Origin of the sequence: Novosphingobium arvoryzae (assembly GCF_014652615.1) — a bacterium.
In the GTDB taxonomy this organism is placed as follows: Bacteria; Pseudomonadota; Alphaproteobacteria; order Sphingomonadales; family Sphingomonadaceae; genus Novosphingobium; species Novosphingobium arvoryzae.
In genome coordinates, this window is sequence record NZ_BMZD01000010.1 from 40,292 (window position 1) to 54,097 (window position 13,806).

Annotated in this window: 18 protein-coding genes; 16 read left to right on the plus strand and 2 right to left on the minus strand. The window is 67.7% G+C overall.

Translation table 11 applies throughout. The annotated features are described in order from the left end of the window. Genes flgB through IE113_RS14865 form a run of 13 tightly spaced genes read left to right on the plus strand, consistent with a single transcriptional unit; the run spans position 1 to position 9,542 of the window. Positions 1-348: a flagellar basal body rod protein FlgB gene (gene flgB / locus IE113_RS14805; RefSeq protein ID WP_189542858.1), complete on the plus strand. Its 348-nt coding sequence runs from the start codon at positions 1-3 to the stop codon at positions 346-348. Positions 349-351: 3 nt separating this feature from the next. Further along, the gene (gene flgC / locus IE113_RS14810) at positions 352-759 is read left to right on the plus strand and encodes a flagellar basal body rod protein FlgC (protein WP_189542860.1); all 408 of its coding nucleotides are present in this window, start codon (positions 352-354) and stop codon (positions 757-759) included. Then, on the plus strand, positions 756-1,046 hold the full coding sequence (locus tag IE113_RS14815) for a flagellar hook assembly protein FlgD (protein WP_189542862.1): 291 nt from the start codon (positions 756-758) through the stop codon (positions 1,044-1,046). Before flgC ends, IE113_RS14815 begins: the two co-directional genes overlap by 4 nt. A gap of 22 nt (positions 1,047-1,068) precedes the next feature. Further along, on the plus strand, positions 1,069-1,881 hold the full coding sequence (locus tag IE113_RS14820; protein WP_189542864.1) for a flagellar hook-basal body complex protein: 813 nt from the start codon (positions 1,069-1,071) through the stop codon (positions 1,879-1,881). Positions 1,882-1,910: 29 nt separating this feature from the next. Next, positions 1,911-2,651, plus strand: a complete 741-nt coding sequence (locus IE113_RS14825) for a flagellar basal body rod protein FlgF (RefSeq protein ID WP_189542866.1) — start codon at positions 1,911-1,913, stop codon at positions 2,649-2,651. Between the two features lie 20 nt (positions 2,652-2,671). Beyond that, entirely contained in the window at positions 2,672-3,460 is a 789-nt protein-coding gene (flgG, locus tag IE113_RS14830; RefSeq protein WP_189542868.1) for a flagellar basal-body rod protein FlgG, read from the plus strand. After that, complete coding sequence (locus IE113_RS14835) at positions 3,460-4,110, plus strand: flagellar basal body L-ring protein FlgH (RefSeq protein WP_189542870.1); 651 nt, start codon at positions 3,460-3,462, stop codon at positions 4,108-4,110. The genes flgG and IE113_RS14835 overlap by 1 nt, the downstream gene beginning before the upstream one ends. Positions 4,111-4,123: 13 nt before the next feature. Next, positions 4,124-5,224 carry a flagellar basal body P-ring protein FlgI gene (locus IE113_RS14840; protein ID WP_189542872.1) on the plus strand — a complete coding sequence of 367 codons (1,101 nt, stop codon included), beginning with the start codon at positions 4,124-4,126 and terminating at the stop codon, positions 5,222-5,224. Next, positions 5,221-5,517 carry a rod-binding protein gene (locus IE113_RS14845; protein WP_189542874.1) on the plus strand — a complete coding sequence of 99 codons (297 nt, stop codon included), beginning with the start codon at positions 5,221-5,223 and terminating at the stop codon, positions 5,515-5,517. Before IE113_RS14840 ends, IE113_RS14845 begins: the two co-directional genes overlap by 4 nt. 3 nt (positions 5,518-5,520) lie before the next feature. Next, the gene (flgK, locus tag IE113_RS14850; RefSeq protein WP_189542876.1) at positions 5,521-6,855 is read left to right on the plus strand and encodes a flagellar hook-associated protein FlgK; all 1,335 of its coding nucleotides are present in this window, start codon (positions 5,521-5,523) and stop codon (positions 6,853-6,855) included. A gap of 19 nt (positions 6,856-6,874) precedes the next feature. Further along, the gene (locus IE113_RS14855; protein WP_189542878.1) at positions 6,875-7,789 is read left to right on the plus strand and encodes a flagellin N-terminal helical domain-containing protein; all 915 of its coding nucleotides are present in this window, start codon (positions 6,875-6,877) and stop codon (positions 7,787-7,789) included. A gap of 41 nt (positions 7,790-7,830) precedes the next feature. Further along, positions 7,831-8,694 carry a flagellar motor stator protein MotA gene (gene motA, locus IE113_RS14860; RefSeq protein WP_189542880.1) on the plus strand — a complete coding sequence of 288 codons (864 nt, stop codon included), beginning with the start codon at positions 7,831-7,833 and terminating at the stop codon, positions 8,692-8,694. Between the two features lie 2 nt (positions 8,695-8,696). Next, positions 8,697-9,542: a flagellar motor protein MotB gene (locus IE113_RS14865; RefSeq protein WP_189542882.1), complete on the plus strand. Its 846-nt coding sequence runs from the start codon at positions 8,697-8,699 to the stop codon at positions 9,540-9,542. On the opposite strand, the gene IE113_RS14870 is transcribed toward IE113_RS14865, so the two are convergent. Then, complete coding sequence (locus tag IE113_RS14870) at positions 9,539-10,696, minus strand: hypothetical protein (RefSeq protein WP_189542884.1); 1,158 nt, start codon at positions 10,694-10,696, stop codon at positions 9,539-9,541. The genes IE113_RS14865 and IE113_RS14870 overlap by 4 nt on opposite strands. Positions 10,697-10,787: 91 nt before the next feature. Between IE113_RS14870 and IE113_RS14875 the strand changes: the two genes are divergently transcribed. Genes IE113_RS14875 through IE113_RS14885 form a run of 3 tightly spaced genes read left to right on the plus strand, consistent with a single transcriptional unit; the run spans position 10,788 to position 13,369 of the window. Beyond that, complete coding sequence (locus tag IE113_RS14875) at positions 10,788-11,474, plus strand: DJ-1/PfpI family protein (protein WP_229822561.1); 687 nt, start codon at positions 10,788-10,790, stop codon at positions 11,472-11,474. Between the two features lie 45 nt (positions 11,475-11,519). Next, entirely contained in the window at positions 11,520-12,677 is a 1,158-nt protein-coding gene (locus IE113_RS14880) for a glutathione S-transferase family protein (protein WP_189542888.1), read from the plus strand. A gap of 35 nt (positions 12,678-12,712) precedes the next feature. Beyond that, the gene (locus IE113_RS14885) at positions 12,713-13,369 is read left to right on the plus strand and encodes a nitroreductase (RefSeq protein ID WP_229822579.1); all 657 of its coding nucleotides are present in this window, start codon (positions 12,713-12,715) and stop codon (positions 13,367-13,369) included. A 169-nt stretch (positions 13,370-13,538) separates the two neighbouring features. On the opposite strand, the gene IE113_RS14890 is transcribed toward IE113_RS14885, so the two are convergent. After that, the coding region (locus IE113_RS14890) for a flagellin (protein ID WP_268248119.1) at positions 13,539-13,806 on the minus strand (268 nt) is incomplete at its 5' end.

Sequence of the window (13,806 nt, forward strand, 5' to 3'; positions counted from 1 at the left end):
ATGGCTGAAGGCCTGTTTGGAATTCATGGCACCGCACTGCAGCTGCGCTCGCAGCGCATGGGCCTGATTACGTCGAACATCGCGAACGCCGGCACCCCCGGCTACAAGGCGCGCGACATCGATTTCGCCGCCGCGCTGAAAGCCCGCACCGAAGGGCTGAGCAACGACCAGGCCGTGGCGCAGGCCACCCGCTGGCGTGTGCCGGTGATGCCCAGCATGGACGGCAACACCGTGGAAATGGCGACCGAGCAGACGGCGTTTGCCGAAAACGCGGTCGGCTATCAGGCCACGCTGACCTTCGTGCGCGGGCGGATCGAAACGCTGACCCGCGCGCTGAAGGGCGATTAAAAAATGGCCGGACAGCCTTTCACTCTGTTCGACGTCGCCCGCCGGGGGATGTCCGCCCAGCTGGTGCGGATGAACGCGGCCTCGTCCAACCTGGCCAACGCCGGCACCGTCAGCGCCAGCGAAGGCGAAGCCTATCGCCCGATCCGCGCCGTCTTTGCCGAGGAACTGGACCGCCGCACCGGCCTCTCCACCGTCCGCGTCGGCAGCGTGGTCCGCTCTGACGTCGCGCCGCTGAAACAGCACAGCCCCGATCACCCGCTGGCCGATGCCGACGGCAATGTCTGGGCCGCCCCGGTCGATGAAAACGCCGAGATGGTCGAGATGCTCGATGCCTCGCGCCAGTACCAGAACCTGGTCGAGGCGCTCTCCACCGCCAAGCAGCTGATGCTCGAAACGATGAGGATGAAATGACCGTAAGCGCAATCTCGAACGGCACTTCCGCCCCGGCTGCGGCCGCGTCGGCTGCCCAGAACAAGACGCTGGGACAGGCGGATTTCATCCGGCTGATGACCACCCAGATGAAGCTGCAGGACCCGCTGGAGCCGGTCGATAACAAGGAGATGATCGCGCAGATGGCGCAGTTCTCGTCCCTGTCCGGCATCAGCGAGATCAACGCCACGCTGAAGGCGATTTCCGCCCAGCTGGAACAGGTCACGGCCACCGCGCCCGCCACCACAACCCCTGAAACCCCCGCCTGATCCCACCGCAGGAGCAAGTCCAATGTCCTTCTACACCTCATTGAACGGCCTGAAGAACGCGCAGTCCGAATTGTCGGTCATCGCCAACAACCTCGCCAACGCCGAAACCACCGGCTTCAAGAAAAGCCGGATCAACTTTGCCGACATCGTCGCCAGTTCCGCTTCGGCCAATCCGAAGCTGGTCAAGGGCATCGGTTCCGCCGTCCAGTCGATCGACCAGAACTTCTCGCTCGGCCCCACGCAGCAGACCGGCGGCGCGCTCGACATGGCGATCAACGGCGAAGGCTTCTTCACCAAGGTCTCCCCGGTCACCGGCAAGACGTTCTATACCCGCAACGGCAATTTCACGCTGGATGGCGGCGGGTTCGTCACCGACACGCAGGGCAGCCGCCTGCAGGTGCTGCCCGTCGATGCGGCGGGCAATGTCACCTCCACCACGCCCATTGACGCGCAGGCCCCGCTGGTCAGCGGCACGGGGTTCGATTTCATGGCCGTGACGATCAAGGCCGATGGCTCGGTCATCGCGTCCTATGCCGATGGTTCGGTGGCGAACGTCGGCAAAGTCGCGCTGGCCAGCTTCGTCTCGCCGGGCGGGCTGCTCCAGATCGGCGGGCAGGACTGGCAGGCCACTGGCATTTCCGGCCCGGCGACCTATGGCCAGCCCGGCGCGGCGCGGTTCGGCACGATCCTGTCGGGCAGCCTCGAACAGTCGAACGTCGACATTGCCGAGGAAATGGTCGGGCTGATCACCGCCCAGCGCTATTTCCAGGCCAACGCCAAGGCGATCGATACCGCGACCCAGCTGTCGCAGACGATCATCAACCTGCGCAGCTGATCCGGCTGAGGCAAAGGGAGTAACCCCGCATGGACCGGATGATCTGGACCGCGGTGACCGGCATGTCCGCCAGCATGGCACGCCAGCGGATGATCGCCAGCAACATGGCCAATGCCCAGACCATCGGCTTTCGCGCCGAGATCATGCGCGCCACGCCGATGACGCTGAAAGGGCCGAGCCTGGAATCGCGCGCGATGACCGATGCCTCGGTCCACGGCGCGATCATGACCGCCGGCGCCATGACCCCCACGGGCCGCGCGCTGGACGTGGCGCTGCAAGGCGATGCGCTGCTGACCGTGCAGGCCGCCGACGGGACCGAAGCCTACACCCGGCGCGGCGACCTGTCGGTTTCGCCCAACGGGCTGCTGGTCAACGGCGAAGGCTATCCGGTGATGAACGATGGCGCCCCGATTTCCATTCCCCCCGGCAGCGATGTTTCGATTGCCGAGGACGGCGCGGTGATGGTGCGCGATCCCGCCAATCCGGAAGCCCCGCCCCAGCAGATCGACCGGCTGAAGCTGGCAAGCTGGCGCGGGACCGACATCGCCAAGGGGCTGGACGGCCTGTTCCGCGTGACCGGCGGCGGGGTGCTGCCCGCCGATGCCGATGCGCGCCTGGCCCCGGCCACGCTGGAACAATCGAACGTGCGGCCCAGCGAAGTGCTGGTCGAAATGGTCGAAGCCCAGCGCCTCTACGACATGCGCACCAAGCTGGTCGCGACCGCCAAGGAACTCGACGAAGGCAGCGCCAGTCTGATGCGCCTTTCGTAACAAGCACAAGGAGTTAACCCATGCCCACTTCCGCTCTTCACGTCGCCCGAACCGGGCTGGAAGCCCAGGACGTGCGGATGCGCGTGATCGCCAACAACCTGGCGAACATCGGCACCACCGGCTTCAAGCGCGATCGCGCCAATTTCGCCACGCTGGCCTATCAGGACGCGCGGGTGGCGGGGCAGCAGTCCTCGGCCGAAACCGCCTATGCCACGGGCCTGAACCTTGGCACCGGAGTCAGCGTCCAGTCGACCACCAGCATCACCACGCAGGGCACGCTGAACCCCACCGGCAACGCGCTGGATCTGGCGCTGGACGGCGACGGGTTCTTTCAGGTGCAGTTGCCCGGCGGCCAGCTGGGCTATACCCGCGCGGGCAATTTCAGCCGCAGCGCCGAAGGCACGCTGGTGACGGCGCAGGGTTATGCCCTGCAACCCGCGATCACCATTCCCGAAGGCGCCAGCGCGGTGACGATCGGCCCGGACGGCACCGTATCCGCCAATGTCGCGGGCAATGCCGCGCCGGTCGAACTGGGCCAGATCACCGTCGCCAGCTTTGCCAACCCGGCCGGGATGCAGGCGCTGGGCGACAATTACCTGGCCGAAACCGCCGCCAGCGGCGCGGCGCAGATCGGCGCGGCCGGGGACGCGGCACGCGGCGCGATCCGGCAGGGGATGCTGGAGGCGTCCAACGTCAACGTGGTCGAGGAACTGGTCGACATGATCGAGGCGCAGCGCGCCTATGAAATCAATTCGAAGATGATCTCCGCCGTGGACGAGATGCTTCGCAACGCGAACCAGACGCTGTGATGCGCGGGGTGCTCATCGCGGCGCTGGCGCTTTCATCGCCCGCCCTTGCCGGGCCGAAGCCCAAGCCGGGTTTCGAGGCCGCCGTGCCCACCACCCAACCCGCTCCGCGCGTGGCCGATGGCGGCATTTTCAGCGTCAGCGCCGGTTACGCCCCGCTCCATGATGGCCGCCGCGCCCGCGCGGTGGGCGATCCGCTGACGATCATGCTGGTGGAACGCACCACCACCGCCAAGTCCGCCGGATCGAAAACCCAGCGTGGCGGCGGGTTCGGGATTACCCCGCCCACCGCCGGTCCGCTCAGCTTCCTGAACCCCAACGCCCTTAAAGCTTCGGGGGAATCGTCGTTCAACGGGCAGGGTAACGCCTCGCAGACGAGTTCGCTCGACGGCGAAGTCACTGTCACCATTGCCGAAGTGCGCCCCAACGGGACCGCACTGGTACGCGGAGAAAAGCGCTTGTTGCTGAGCCAGGGCCAGGAATGGATCCAGTTCGCCGGGATCGTGCGGCTGGCGGATATCGATGCGGACAACCGCATCGCGTCCAGCCGCGTGGCCGATGCCCGGATCGAATACGCCGGCGACGGCGCGGTCAGCCGCGCCAGCCGGCAGGGCTGGCTGAGCAAGTTCTTCAGCGCGATCAGCCCGTTCTGATGGGGGACTGACGATGGTTATCCGCTCACTCTACCTGCTGGGCCTCGCCCTCGCCTTTGCGCTGCCGCAGACCGCCCATGCCGAACGCGTGCGCGATCTGGGCGCGTTTCAGGGCGTGCGATCGAACCAGCTGACCGGCTATGGTATCGTCGTAGGCCTCAACGGCACCGGCGATGACAGCCTGGAATACCTGACGCAGGCCATGCGCGGCGTATCCGGCCGGGTCGGCGTGCAGCTGCCCGCCGGGGTCAACCCCGCGCTGAAGAACGCCGCCGCCGTGATGATCACCGCCGATCTGCCCGCCTTCGCCAAGCCGGGCCAGCGTATCGACGTGACGGTCTCCGCTATCGGCAAGGCCAAGTCCCTGCGCGGCGGATCGCTGATCCTGACCCCGCTCTATGGCGCGGACGGGCAGATTTACGCCATGACGCAGGGCAACCTCGCGGTCGGCGGCCTCGGCATTTCTGGCGCGGACGGATCGAAGCTGACAGTCAACGTCCCCACCGTGGGCCGGATCGCGGACGGGGCCAGCGTGGAACGCGCGGTCGCCACCGGGTTCGACAGCGGCGACGTGCTGCGTTGGAACCTGTTCCAGGCCGATTTCCTGACCGCGACCCGCGTGCGCGATGCCATCAACCAGCGCTGGCCGGGGACGGCGGCGATCGAGGACGGCGTGACGCTGGCCCTGCGCCTGCCCGCCGGGCCGGACGCACGCGGTAGCATGATGGCCGCGATCGAGATGCTGGACGTGTCGCCCGCCGAAACGCCCGCGCGGGTGATCGTCAACAGCCGCACCGGCACGGTCGTGATCAACAGCGCGGTGCGGCTCTACCCGGCGGCGATCAGCCACGGCAAGCTGACCGTGCAGATCGACGAGAACCCCACCGTCGTCCAGCCCGCCCCGTTCAGCCGCGGCACCACCGCCGTCCAGCAGGACAGCACCCTGTCCGCGACCGAGGATGGCCGCCATGTCGCGCTGTTCAAGCCGGGTGCCTCGCTGGCCAAGGTGGTCGACGCGCTGAACCTGCTGGGCGTCACCCCGTCCGACCTTGTCGCGATCCTCGAAGCCTTGAAGCAGGCGGGCGCGCTGAAAGCGGAAATGGTGGTGATATGAACCCGGTTTCCGCCCCCCTGCTCGCCACCGGTTCGCTGGTCCAGAACCACGGCACCGACCGTGACAAGCTGGCCGCCGCCGCGCGCCAGTTCGAGGCGATCTTCGTCCGGCAGATGCTGGCTCAGGCGCGCAAGGCCGATTTTGGCGAGCCGCTGTTTGGCGGACAGGCGCTGGATACGTTCCGCACCATGCAGGACGAACACTTTGCCGACATCGCCGGAAAGACCGGCGCGCTGGGCCTCGCCGCGCAGATCGAGGCGCAGCTGGCGCGGTTCGTCGGGGGGAAGGCCTAGGCCATGGCGTCAGACCTGTTCACCATCGGCAGCAGCGGGGTCAAGGCCGCGCGCACCGCGCTGGAGATCACCAGCCAGAACATCGCCAATGCCGCGACCGATGGCTATATCCGGCGCAGCGTGCGCCTGTCGGAAATGGCCGGGCCGGGCAGCTGGCTGCGGGTCAGCGACCTGTCCCTGTCAGGCGTGCGGGTGGACGGGATCGGCCGCAACGCGGACCTGTTCCGCCAGGTCGAAGTGCGCCGCACCGGCGGCGATGCCGCGCGCGCCAGCACGGAGCTGCGCGGGTTTGAAAACATCGAGGCCGCGCTGGAACAGTCCGCGCTGTTCCCCGCGCTGACCGGCTTTGAGGCCAGCCTGCAACGGCTGAGCTCCGATCCGGTCAACCCGTCGCTGCGGGCCGCCGTGCTGGAAGATGCCCGCACGCTGTCGCGCACCTTCAACCTCGCCGCCAGCGCGCTGGACACGGCGGGCGAAGGCCAGCGCTTCGAGGCCAGCGACGGCGTCAACCAGATCAACCTCCTGGCGGGGGAGCTGGGCCGGGTGAACCTGCAGCTGACCCGCACCACCACCGGGACGAGCGACCAGGTCACCCTGCTCGACCAGCGCGACCTGCTGCTCGAACGCCTGTCGGGCTATGGCGACATCGCCGTCAGCTATGCCCCGGACCAGACGGTCGAAGTGCGCATGGGCGGCGGGCCGACCCCGCTGGTCAGCGGCGGCAATGCCGCCCCGCTGGCGATGAGCGCCAATGCCGATGGCACGTTGGCCTTCACGCTGGGGGGCAATCCCATCACGCTGTCATCGGGCAAGCTGGCGGGCCACGCCCAGACGCTGACCGCGCTGCGCGACAACCGCGCCACGCTGGACAGCATCGCCGACAGCCTGATCGCCGCCGCCAACACCGCGCAAGCCAGCGGCGTGGCGCTGGATGGCACGCCCGGCCAGCCGCTGTTTACCGGCAGCGGCGCGGCGGGCATCGCCATAGCGCTGGCCGCCGGCAGCGGCATCGCCACCGCCCCTGCCGGGGCCGCAGCGGGCAGCCGCGATCCGGCCAACCTTGCTGCCCTGCGCGACGCGCTGCAAACGGCCGGCATTTCCGGGCAGGTCGATGGCCTGCTGTTCACCGCATCCAGCGCGGTCGCCGGTCGCCGCGTGACGAGCGAGGCGCTGGACGCCATCGCCAGCTCCGCGCGGATCGCGCTGGACGAACAGGCCGGAGTCGATCTCGATCAGGAGGCCGCCAATCTCGTGCGATTCCAGCAGGCATTCCAGGCCAGCGGCAAGGCGCTGCAAGTGGCCTCCGACATCTTCGACACCCTGCTGGCGCTGAAGTGATGCAACAGGAACAGCCGACATGACCATGCTGAGCACCAGCGCCTTCTACGAACGCGCGACCCGCAACATCGGCACCCTGCGCAGCCGCGCCGAGGGGCTGCAAACGGCGCTCGGCACGGGCCAGAAGCTGTCCCGCTCGTCCGACGATCCGGTCGCGGCATCGCGCCTGCGCAGCCTGACTCGCGCCGATGCGATGGCCGCGATCGACACCACCAACGCCGCGCGCGCCGCATCCGACCTGACGCTGACCGACAGCGCGCTGTCCAGCTTTGCGAACCATGTGATCCGCGCGCAGGAACTGGCGACGCAGGCCGCCAGCGGGTTGCTGACCGGCGACCAGCGCAAGGGGATTGCCACCGAACTGGCGCAACTGGGCCAGGAAATCGTCCGGCTGGCCAACGCCCGCGACAGCGTGGGCCATGCCCTGTTCGGCGGCGAAACCGCCGGGGCGGCCTATACCTTCGATGCGGCGGGCAACCCGGTTTACGCCGGAACCGCCAGCGCCGGGGAAATGCCGCTGGGCGAAGGCCAGAGCGTGACGCGCAGGCTGACCGGGCCGGAATTCCTCAGCTTCACCGGCTCCAGCGGCGCAACCGACCTGTTCGCCGTGATCGGCGGGCTGGCCGCCGCACTCGATGGCGGCGCGGCCGATCCGGCCCAGGCCGCGCGCGATGCGCTGGGCGATCTCGCGGGCGGGCTGGAAGCGATCACCACCGCGCAGACCGTGGTCGGCGCGCGGCTCAACTGGATCGACCTGATCGGCGACCGCCGCGTCCAGACCAGCGAACTGCGCGCCGAGGAGCAGGCCGACGTCGGCGGCACGGACCTTGCCGCCACGGTCACCGAATTGCAGCAGGTGATGACCGTGCTCGAAGCCAGCCAGGCCAGCTTTGCCAAGCTGGCGGGCCTTTCGCTGTTCAACGTGCTGCGTTGATCCGCGCCGATCCAGACCTGATAATCCAAGGATAGAATTACATGTACGCAGCAATCGGCATCGTGATCCTGATCGTCATGGTCTTTGGCGGCTTTGCGATTACCGGCGGCGCGCTGGGGCCGGTGCTGCACGCGCTGCCGCACGAAATGCTGATCATCGGTGGCGCGGCCATCGGTGCGTTGGTTACGGGCAATTCGCTCCACGGGTTGAAAGCCATCGGCGGCGCCTTCGGCAAAGTGTTCAAGGGGCCAAAGCACAACAAGCAGGACCACATCGACGTCATCATCCTGTGCACCAAGCTGATGAAGCTGCTGCGCGCGGAAGGCCCGGTCGCGCTGGAAAGCCACGTCACCGATCCCGCCAATTCCGCCCTGTTCGCGGAATTCCCGCGCCTGCTGGCCAACAAGGAACTCACCGCGCTGATTTGCGACACGCTGACGCTGATCGTCGTCTCATCCGGCACGCTGGAAGTCCACGCGGTGGAGGAGGTGATGGACAACGCCATGAAGACCCACTTCCACGAATTGCACGAACCCCAGCACGCGCTGCAGGGGCTGGCCGATGCCCTGCCCGCGCTGGGGATCGTCGCCGCCGTGCTCGGCGTGGTCAAGACGATGGGCTCGATCGACCAGCCGCCCTCGGTGCTGGGGGGCATGATCGGTTCGGCGCTGGTCGGCACGTTCCTGGGCGTGCTGCTGGCCTATGGCATGGTCGCGCCGATGGCGGGCCGGCTGAAACAGATCATCGAGGCGGACGAGCAGATCTTTCACGCGGTCAAGCAGGTCGTGATCGCCTCGCTCCACGGCTGGCCGCAGCCGCTGGTGGTGGAAAGCGCCCGCTCCGGGCTGGGGCATGATTTCCGCCCCGGCCTGTCGGAACTGCTCGACGCGCTGCGGGGTCGCTGATCGTGGCCGCGAAAAAGGATGCCAAGGGCAAGAATGAGCTGCCCGCCCCGATCATCGTCAAGAAAGTGACCGTGGTCGAAGGCGGGCATCACGGCGGCGCGTGGAAAGTGGCCTATGCCGACTTCGTGACCGCGATGATGGCGTTCTTCCTGCTGCTGTGGCTGCTGGGCGCAACCACCGAGAAGCAGCGCAAGGGGCTGGCCGATTACTTCACCCCCACGCTGGTCAAGCTGAAGGAGGGCAGCGCCGGTTCGAACGGGATGCTGGGCGGATCGTCGATCACCGATGTCGACAACTATCCCAACCGCGCCGGGCAGACCGGCACCAAATCGATGACCATCCCGCGCGACACCACTGGCGGCCCCAAGGAAGGGGCCGAGCGGGTGAAAAAGATGCAGGAGATGCAGCAGCGCCTCGCCGCCAAACTGGCGCAGAGCGAACGGCTGGCGCGGCTGGGCAAGCAAGTGCGGATGGTCGACACCACGCAGGGCATCCGCATCGATCTGGTCGACGATGCCGACTTTTCGATGTTCCAGCTGGGCACCACCGTCCTGACCGGCGAGGCGGCACAACTGCTGGAGGCCATCGGCGCGATGGTCGGCCCGGAACTGGGCGCGATCTCGATCCGCGGCCATACCGATGCCCTGCCCTGGCGCGGCGGCATGGGCGCGAACAACTGGTCGCTCTCCGCCGGACGCGCCGAAGCGACCCGGCAGGCCCTGTTGCGCGACGGCATCCCCGAAGCCCGCTTCCGCCGGATCGAGGGCGTCGCCGACCGCGAACCGCTGATCCGCGACAAGCCCGAAGACCCCCGCAACCGGCGGATCTCGATCCTGTTGATGCGTTAGCGCCAGTCCTCGCGGCAGGCTTCTCCACCATTGCCAAGGTCGAGCTGGAAGCGGCTGCGGGTCGAGCGCACGAGGCTGACATACTGGCCGGGGCAGCTCATGTTCTCCAGCGTCCGTTCGGTGCTGGCGATGCTGCGGCAGGCCCGCTCGAAATCCTCCCAGGCATAGTTGGTGCCATAGCGGCCGGTCTTGAGCCAGGTTTCGGCCATGCGATAGGCCGCCTGCATGTTGCGGCCCGCGCGCTCCACGCCTTCGCTGGCGACGACATCGCAGCGCTGGCTCAGCTCGCGCAGCGGGCGCTCCGCTTCCTCGCGCTCGGCCGCTGCAATCTGCGCGAGCCGGGCCCGCTCGGCGGCGCGCGCGGCTTCCTGCCGGTCGCTTTCGCGCCGGGCGAGATAGCGCGTCATCCGGTCCGGCCCAAGCAGCTTGGCGCGATAGGGATTGGCTTCGATGGCCTGCCCGTCGCGGCGGGCAAGACAGCGATTGGCCACGTCGATCACTTCATCGCGGCTCAGCGCCGCTTCCATGTGCCGGGACCGGTAGGCCGCCTTGATCTTCCAGTTCTCGCCCGAAAAGAAGCCATAGTCGCTGAACGGGGTTTTCAGGTAGGCCGCCTCGAACCGCGTGCGCTGGTCTTCCGGCAGGCCAAAGTCGCGCGACTGCGTCGACAGCAGCGCCATGGCGCAATCCACTTCATCCTCGTCAGCGGCGGGTTGATCGGGAAACAGCTGCGCCACGGTAAACTGCACCGGAGAGGGCGGGGCGATCGGCCCGAACAGCGTCTCGGTATGCGGGCGCAGGGCAATGCCGGACTTGGCCTTGCTGACGGCGCGGCACGCCTCCGCCCCGGCCGCGATCTGCTCGACCGACAGCTTGGCGCGAACTTCGGGCGTAAACATGCCGAACCGGCTATGCGGGCGTTGCAGGAAAACCGCATCCCACCAATCGACCACGTCCTGCCAGGCCTTGCGCTTGCCGCGGGGCTGATTGTCGCGATGCACTCGCGCCAGCAGGGTGCAGGCATTGGCATCGTCAGGCGAATAGGCCGCCGGAAAACCGGGCGTTCGTTCGGCCAAGGCCTGGTACCCGCCGATCCCGGCGGTCAGCACGATGGCAGGGAACAGGAGCGACCGGACGGCAAGTTTCAGCTTCATGGCCGCGACCTATCAACCATCGCCCTTCCGATCCTTGGCCAAATGCGACACGACCTTGCCAAGCAGGCGGGCGGGCGACACGATGGGGATCATGCATATCGTCTTCCTGCTGTTCCCCGGCGTCACCCAGCTGGACCTGACCGGTCCGGCGCAGTTCCTCTCGCGGCTGCCGGGCGCGAAAGTCGATCTGGTGTGGGCCAGCCTTGAGCCGGTGCCGACCGACGCGGGGTTTTCGATCCTGCCGACCGCGACCTTTACCGACGTGCCGCACGCCGATCTGCTCTGCGTGCCGGGCGGCATGGGCGTAGCCAGCGTGATCGACCACGCGGGCGCGCTTGACTGGGTGCGGCAGGTGGGGTCCGGCGCGGAGTGGGTGACGAGCGTGTGCACCGGCGCGCTGGTGCTGGGTGCGGCCGGGCTGCTGCGGGGCTACCGGGCGACGACCCACTGGGCCTGGCACGATCTGCTACCCCTGTTCGGCGCCGAACCGGTGGCGGCCCGCACCGTGATCGACCGCAACCGCGCGACCGGCGGCGGGGTGACGGCAGGGATCGACTTTGCCCTGACGCTGATGGCGCGGATCGCCGGGGACGATGTCGCCCGCGCGGTGCAGCTGGCGCTGGAATACGATCCGGCCCCGCCGTTCGACAGCGGCTCCCCCGCCAAGGCCGGGGCCGAGCTGGTGGAGGTCTATACCGCGCGCGCCAATCGCCTTGCCCCGAACCGCCGCGCGGACCTGATCGCGGCGGCACACCGTCTGGGCTTTCAAGCCAGCTGAACGCGTGCCACACTCGGTTGCAAGATGAAACGGGAGGGGTGATTCATGGGCCATGGCGAGTATGTCATGTGGGGCACGCCCCATTCGCTCTATGCCGGCAAGGCGCGCAGCTACCTGATCAAGAAGGGCGTGCCCTATCGCGAGGTGATCGCGTCCGACCCGGAATTCCTCGGCCAGATCATTCCGCAGGTCGGGCACATGGTGATCCCGGTGGTGCGCACGCCGCAGGGCGAAGTGGTGCAGGATACGACCGACATCATCGACCGGATCGAAGCGCGCACCCCCACCCCGGATTTCACCCCGCCCGGCCCGGTCCAGCGCGTGGTCGCGGCGTTTCTGGATGCGTTCGGTTCCAACTACCTGCTGCCGCTGGCGATGCATTACCGCTGGTCCTATCGCGACCGGCAGGAACTGTTCCTGCGCACCGAATTCGCCCGCGCGATCCCGCGGATGCCCCATGCACAGCGGCTGGAAGTGGCCGGTCAGCTGATGACGAAGTTCGCGGGTTTCCTGCCCAACCTGGGCGTGACCGAGGCGGTGATCCCGGCGCTGGAGGCCAGTTATGGCGAATTGCTGGCGGTGCTGGACGCGCATTTTCAGGCCCACCCCTATCTGCTGGGCGGACGTCCCAGCCTGGCCGATTTCGGCCTGATGGCGCCGCTCTATGCCCACCTTGCGCGCGATCCGGTGCCGGCCTTCCTGATGAAGACCACTGCCCCCAGCGTGTTCCGCTGGACCGAGCGGATGAATGCGCCCGCGCTGGTCGACACCGATTATCCCGACCATGCCGATGGTGCCTTCCCGGCAGGCGATGCCCTGCCCGAAACGCTGGAGGCGGTGCTGGCCGTGGCCTTCGCGCACTGGGGGCCGGGCATCCTGGCCGATGCGGCGTGCTTCAACCGGTGGGTCGCCGGGCTGGACAATCCCGTCCCCGGCACGCTGGTGTCGCACAATGGCGCGCGGCAGGTGCACCCCCATGTCGGCCGGATCAGCTATCCGTGGCGCGGCGTAACGATGGAACGGGCCAGCCATCCGCATTCGCTGTGGCACCTGGCCCGCGCGCAGGCGCTGGCCGCCGCACTGGACGGGACGGACGCCGCGCGCCTGTCGGCGCTGCTGGAGCGCACTGGCGGGGCCGAAGTCATGGCGATTGCCACCACGCGCCCGATCGTGCGCGAAAACAATGTTCTGGTTCTGGGCTGAGAGGAAAACAACACGTGGAATTCGATGACGTCATCATGGGCCGCCGCTCGATCCGGGGATACCTGGACAAGCCGGTGCCGAAGGAACTGATCGCGGAAATCCTGACCCTGGCGATGCGCGCGCCATCCTCGATGAATTCGCAGCCCTGGAACTTTCACGTGATTACCGGCGCGCCGCTGGACCGGATCCGCGCGGGCAATACCGAACGCAACCTGGCCGGCGTGCCGCACAGCCGCGAGTTTCGCACCGGGCACGCCTTTGAAGGGGTCCACCGCGAACGGCAGGTTGGCGTGGCCAAGCAGCTGTTCGCCGCCATGAACATCGCCCGCGACGACAAGGACGCGCGGCTCGACTGGGTGCTGCGCGGCTTTCGCCAGTTCGACGCGCCGGTCTGCGTGATCGTGACTTATGACCGCGAACTGGCCGACAGCGACGATACCGCGTTCGATTGCGGCGCCGTCACCACCGCGCTGGTCAACGCGGCGTGGTCGCGCGGGCTGGGCTGCGTGATCAACAGCCAGGGCATCATGCAAAGCCCGGTCGTGCGTGAGCACGCCGGCATCCCCGACGATCAGGTGATCATGAAAGCGGTCGCGCTGGGCTGGCCGGACGAAAGCTTTCCCGCCAACGCCGTGGTATCGGAACGCAAGTCGGTGGACGAAGCGGTCGTGTTCGTGGGGTTTGAAGACTGATTTTAGCGCCAATCGCCTCTGCGATTGGCTTGCTGTGCCGGACGGGGGAGCGGGACGGCACAGCAAAGGGCAGGCCGGATGGCCTGCCCGCACCAAACAAGAAATTAAAAACCCGGCGGTCAGGGACGGACCGCCGGGTTCAAGCCTGGAAGGGGTCAGGCTGTGGGTCTTAGCGCAGCAGCGACAGGACGTTCTGCTGGCTCTGGTTGGCTTGCGCCAGCATCGCGGTCGAAGCCTGGCTGAGGATCTGGGCCTTGGCCATCGCGGTGGTTTCCGACGAATAGTCCGCGTCCTCGATCCGCGAACGGGCGTCGGACAGGTTGGTGACATTGCCGGTCAGGTTGTTGATCGCCGATTCGAGGCGGTTCTGCCCGGCACCCAGCCCGGCGCGGGCGGCGTTCACATCCGCCAGGGCAAGGTCGACGTTGTCCATCGTC

Coding starts and splice junctions, on each gene's coding strand:
- flgB (WP_189542858.1), top strand. CDS start 1: ATGGCTGAAGGCCTGTTTGGAATTCATGGCACCGCACTGCAGCTGCGC.
- flgK (WP_189542876.1), top strand. CDS start 5,521: ATGGCGTCAGACCTGTTCACCATCGGCAGCAGCGGGGTCAAGGCCGCG.
- IE113_RS14880 (WP_189542888.1), top strand. CDS start 11,520: ATGGGCCATGGCGAGTATGTCATGTGGGGCACGCCCCATTCGCTCTAT.
- flgC (WP_189542860.1), top strand. CDS start 352: ATGGCCGGACAGCCTTTCACTCTGTTCGACGTCGCCCGCCGGGGGATG.
- IE113_RS14845 (WP_189542874.1), top strand. CDS start 5,221: ATGAACCCGGTTTCCGCCCCCCTGCTCGCCACCGGTTCGCTGGTCCAG.
- IE113_RS14855 (WP_189542878.1), top strand. CDS start 6,875: ATGACCATGCTGAGCACCAGCGCCTTCTACGAACGCGCGACCCGCAAC.
- IE113_RS14885 (WP_229822579.1), top strand. CDS start 12,713: ATGGGCCGCCGCTCGATCCGGGGATACCTGGACAAGCCGGTGCCGAAG.
- IE113_RS14820 (WP_189542864.1), top strand. CDS start 1,069: ATGTCCTTCTACACCTCATTGAACGGCCTGAAGAACGCGCAGTCCGAA.
- IE113_RS14815 (WP_189542862.1), top strand. CDS start 756: ATGACCGTAAGCGCAATCTCGAACGGCACTTCCGCCCCGGCTGCGGCC.
- IE113_RS14875 (WP_229822561.1), top strand. CDS start 10,788: ATGCATATCGTCTTCCTGCTGTTCCCCGGCGTCACCCAGCTGGACCTG.
- IE113_RS14825 (WP_189542866.1), top strand. CDS start 1,911: ATGGACCGGATGATCTGGACCGCGGTGACCGGCATGTCCGCCAGCATG.
- IE113_RS14840 (WP_189542872.1), top strand. CDS start 4,124: ATGGTTATCCGCTCACTCTACCTGCTGGGCCTCGCCCTCGCCTTTGCG.
- flgG (WP_189542868.1), top strand. CDS start 2,672: ATGCCCACTTCCGCTCTTCACGTCGCCCGAACCGGGCTGGAAGCCCAG.
- motA (WP_189542880.1), top strand. CDS start 7,831: ATGTACGCAGCAATCGGCATCGTGATCCTGATCGTCATGGTCTTTGGC.
- IE113_RS14835 (WP_189542870.1), top strand. CDS start 3,460: ATGCGCGGGGTGCTCATCGCGGCGCTGGCGCTTTCATCGCCCGCCCTT.
- IE113_RS14870 (WP_189542884.1), bottom strand. CDS start 10,696: ATGAAGCTGAAACTTGCCGTCCGGTCGCTCCTGTTCCCTGCCATCGTG.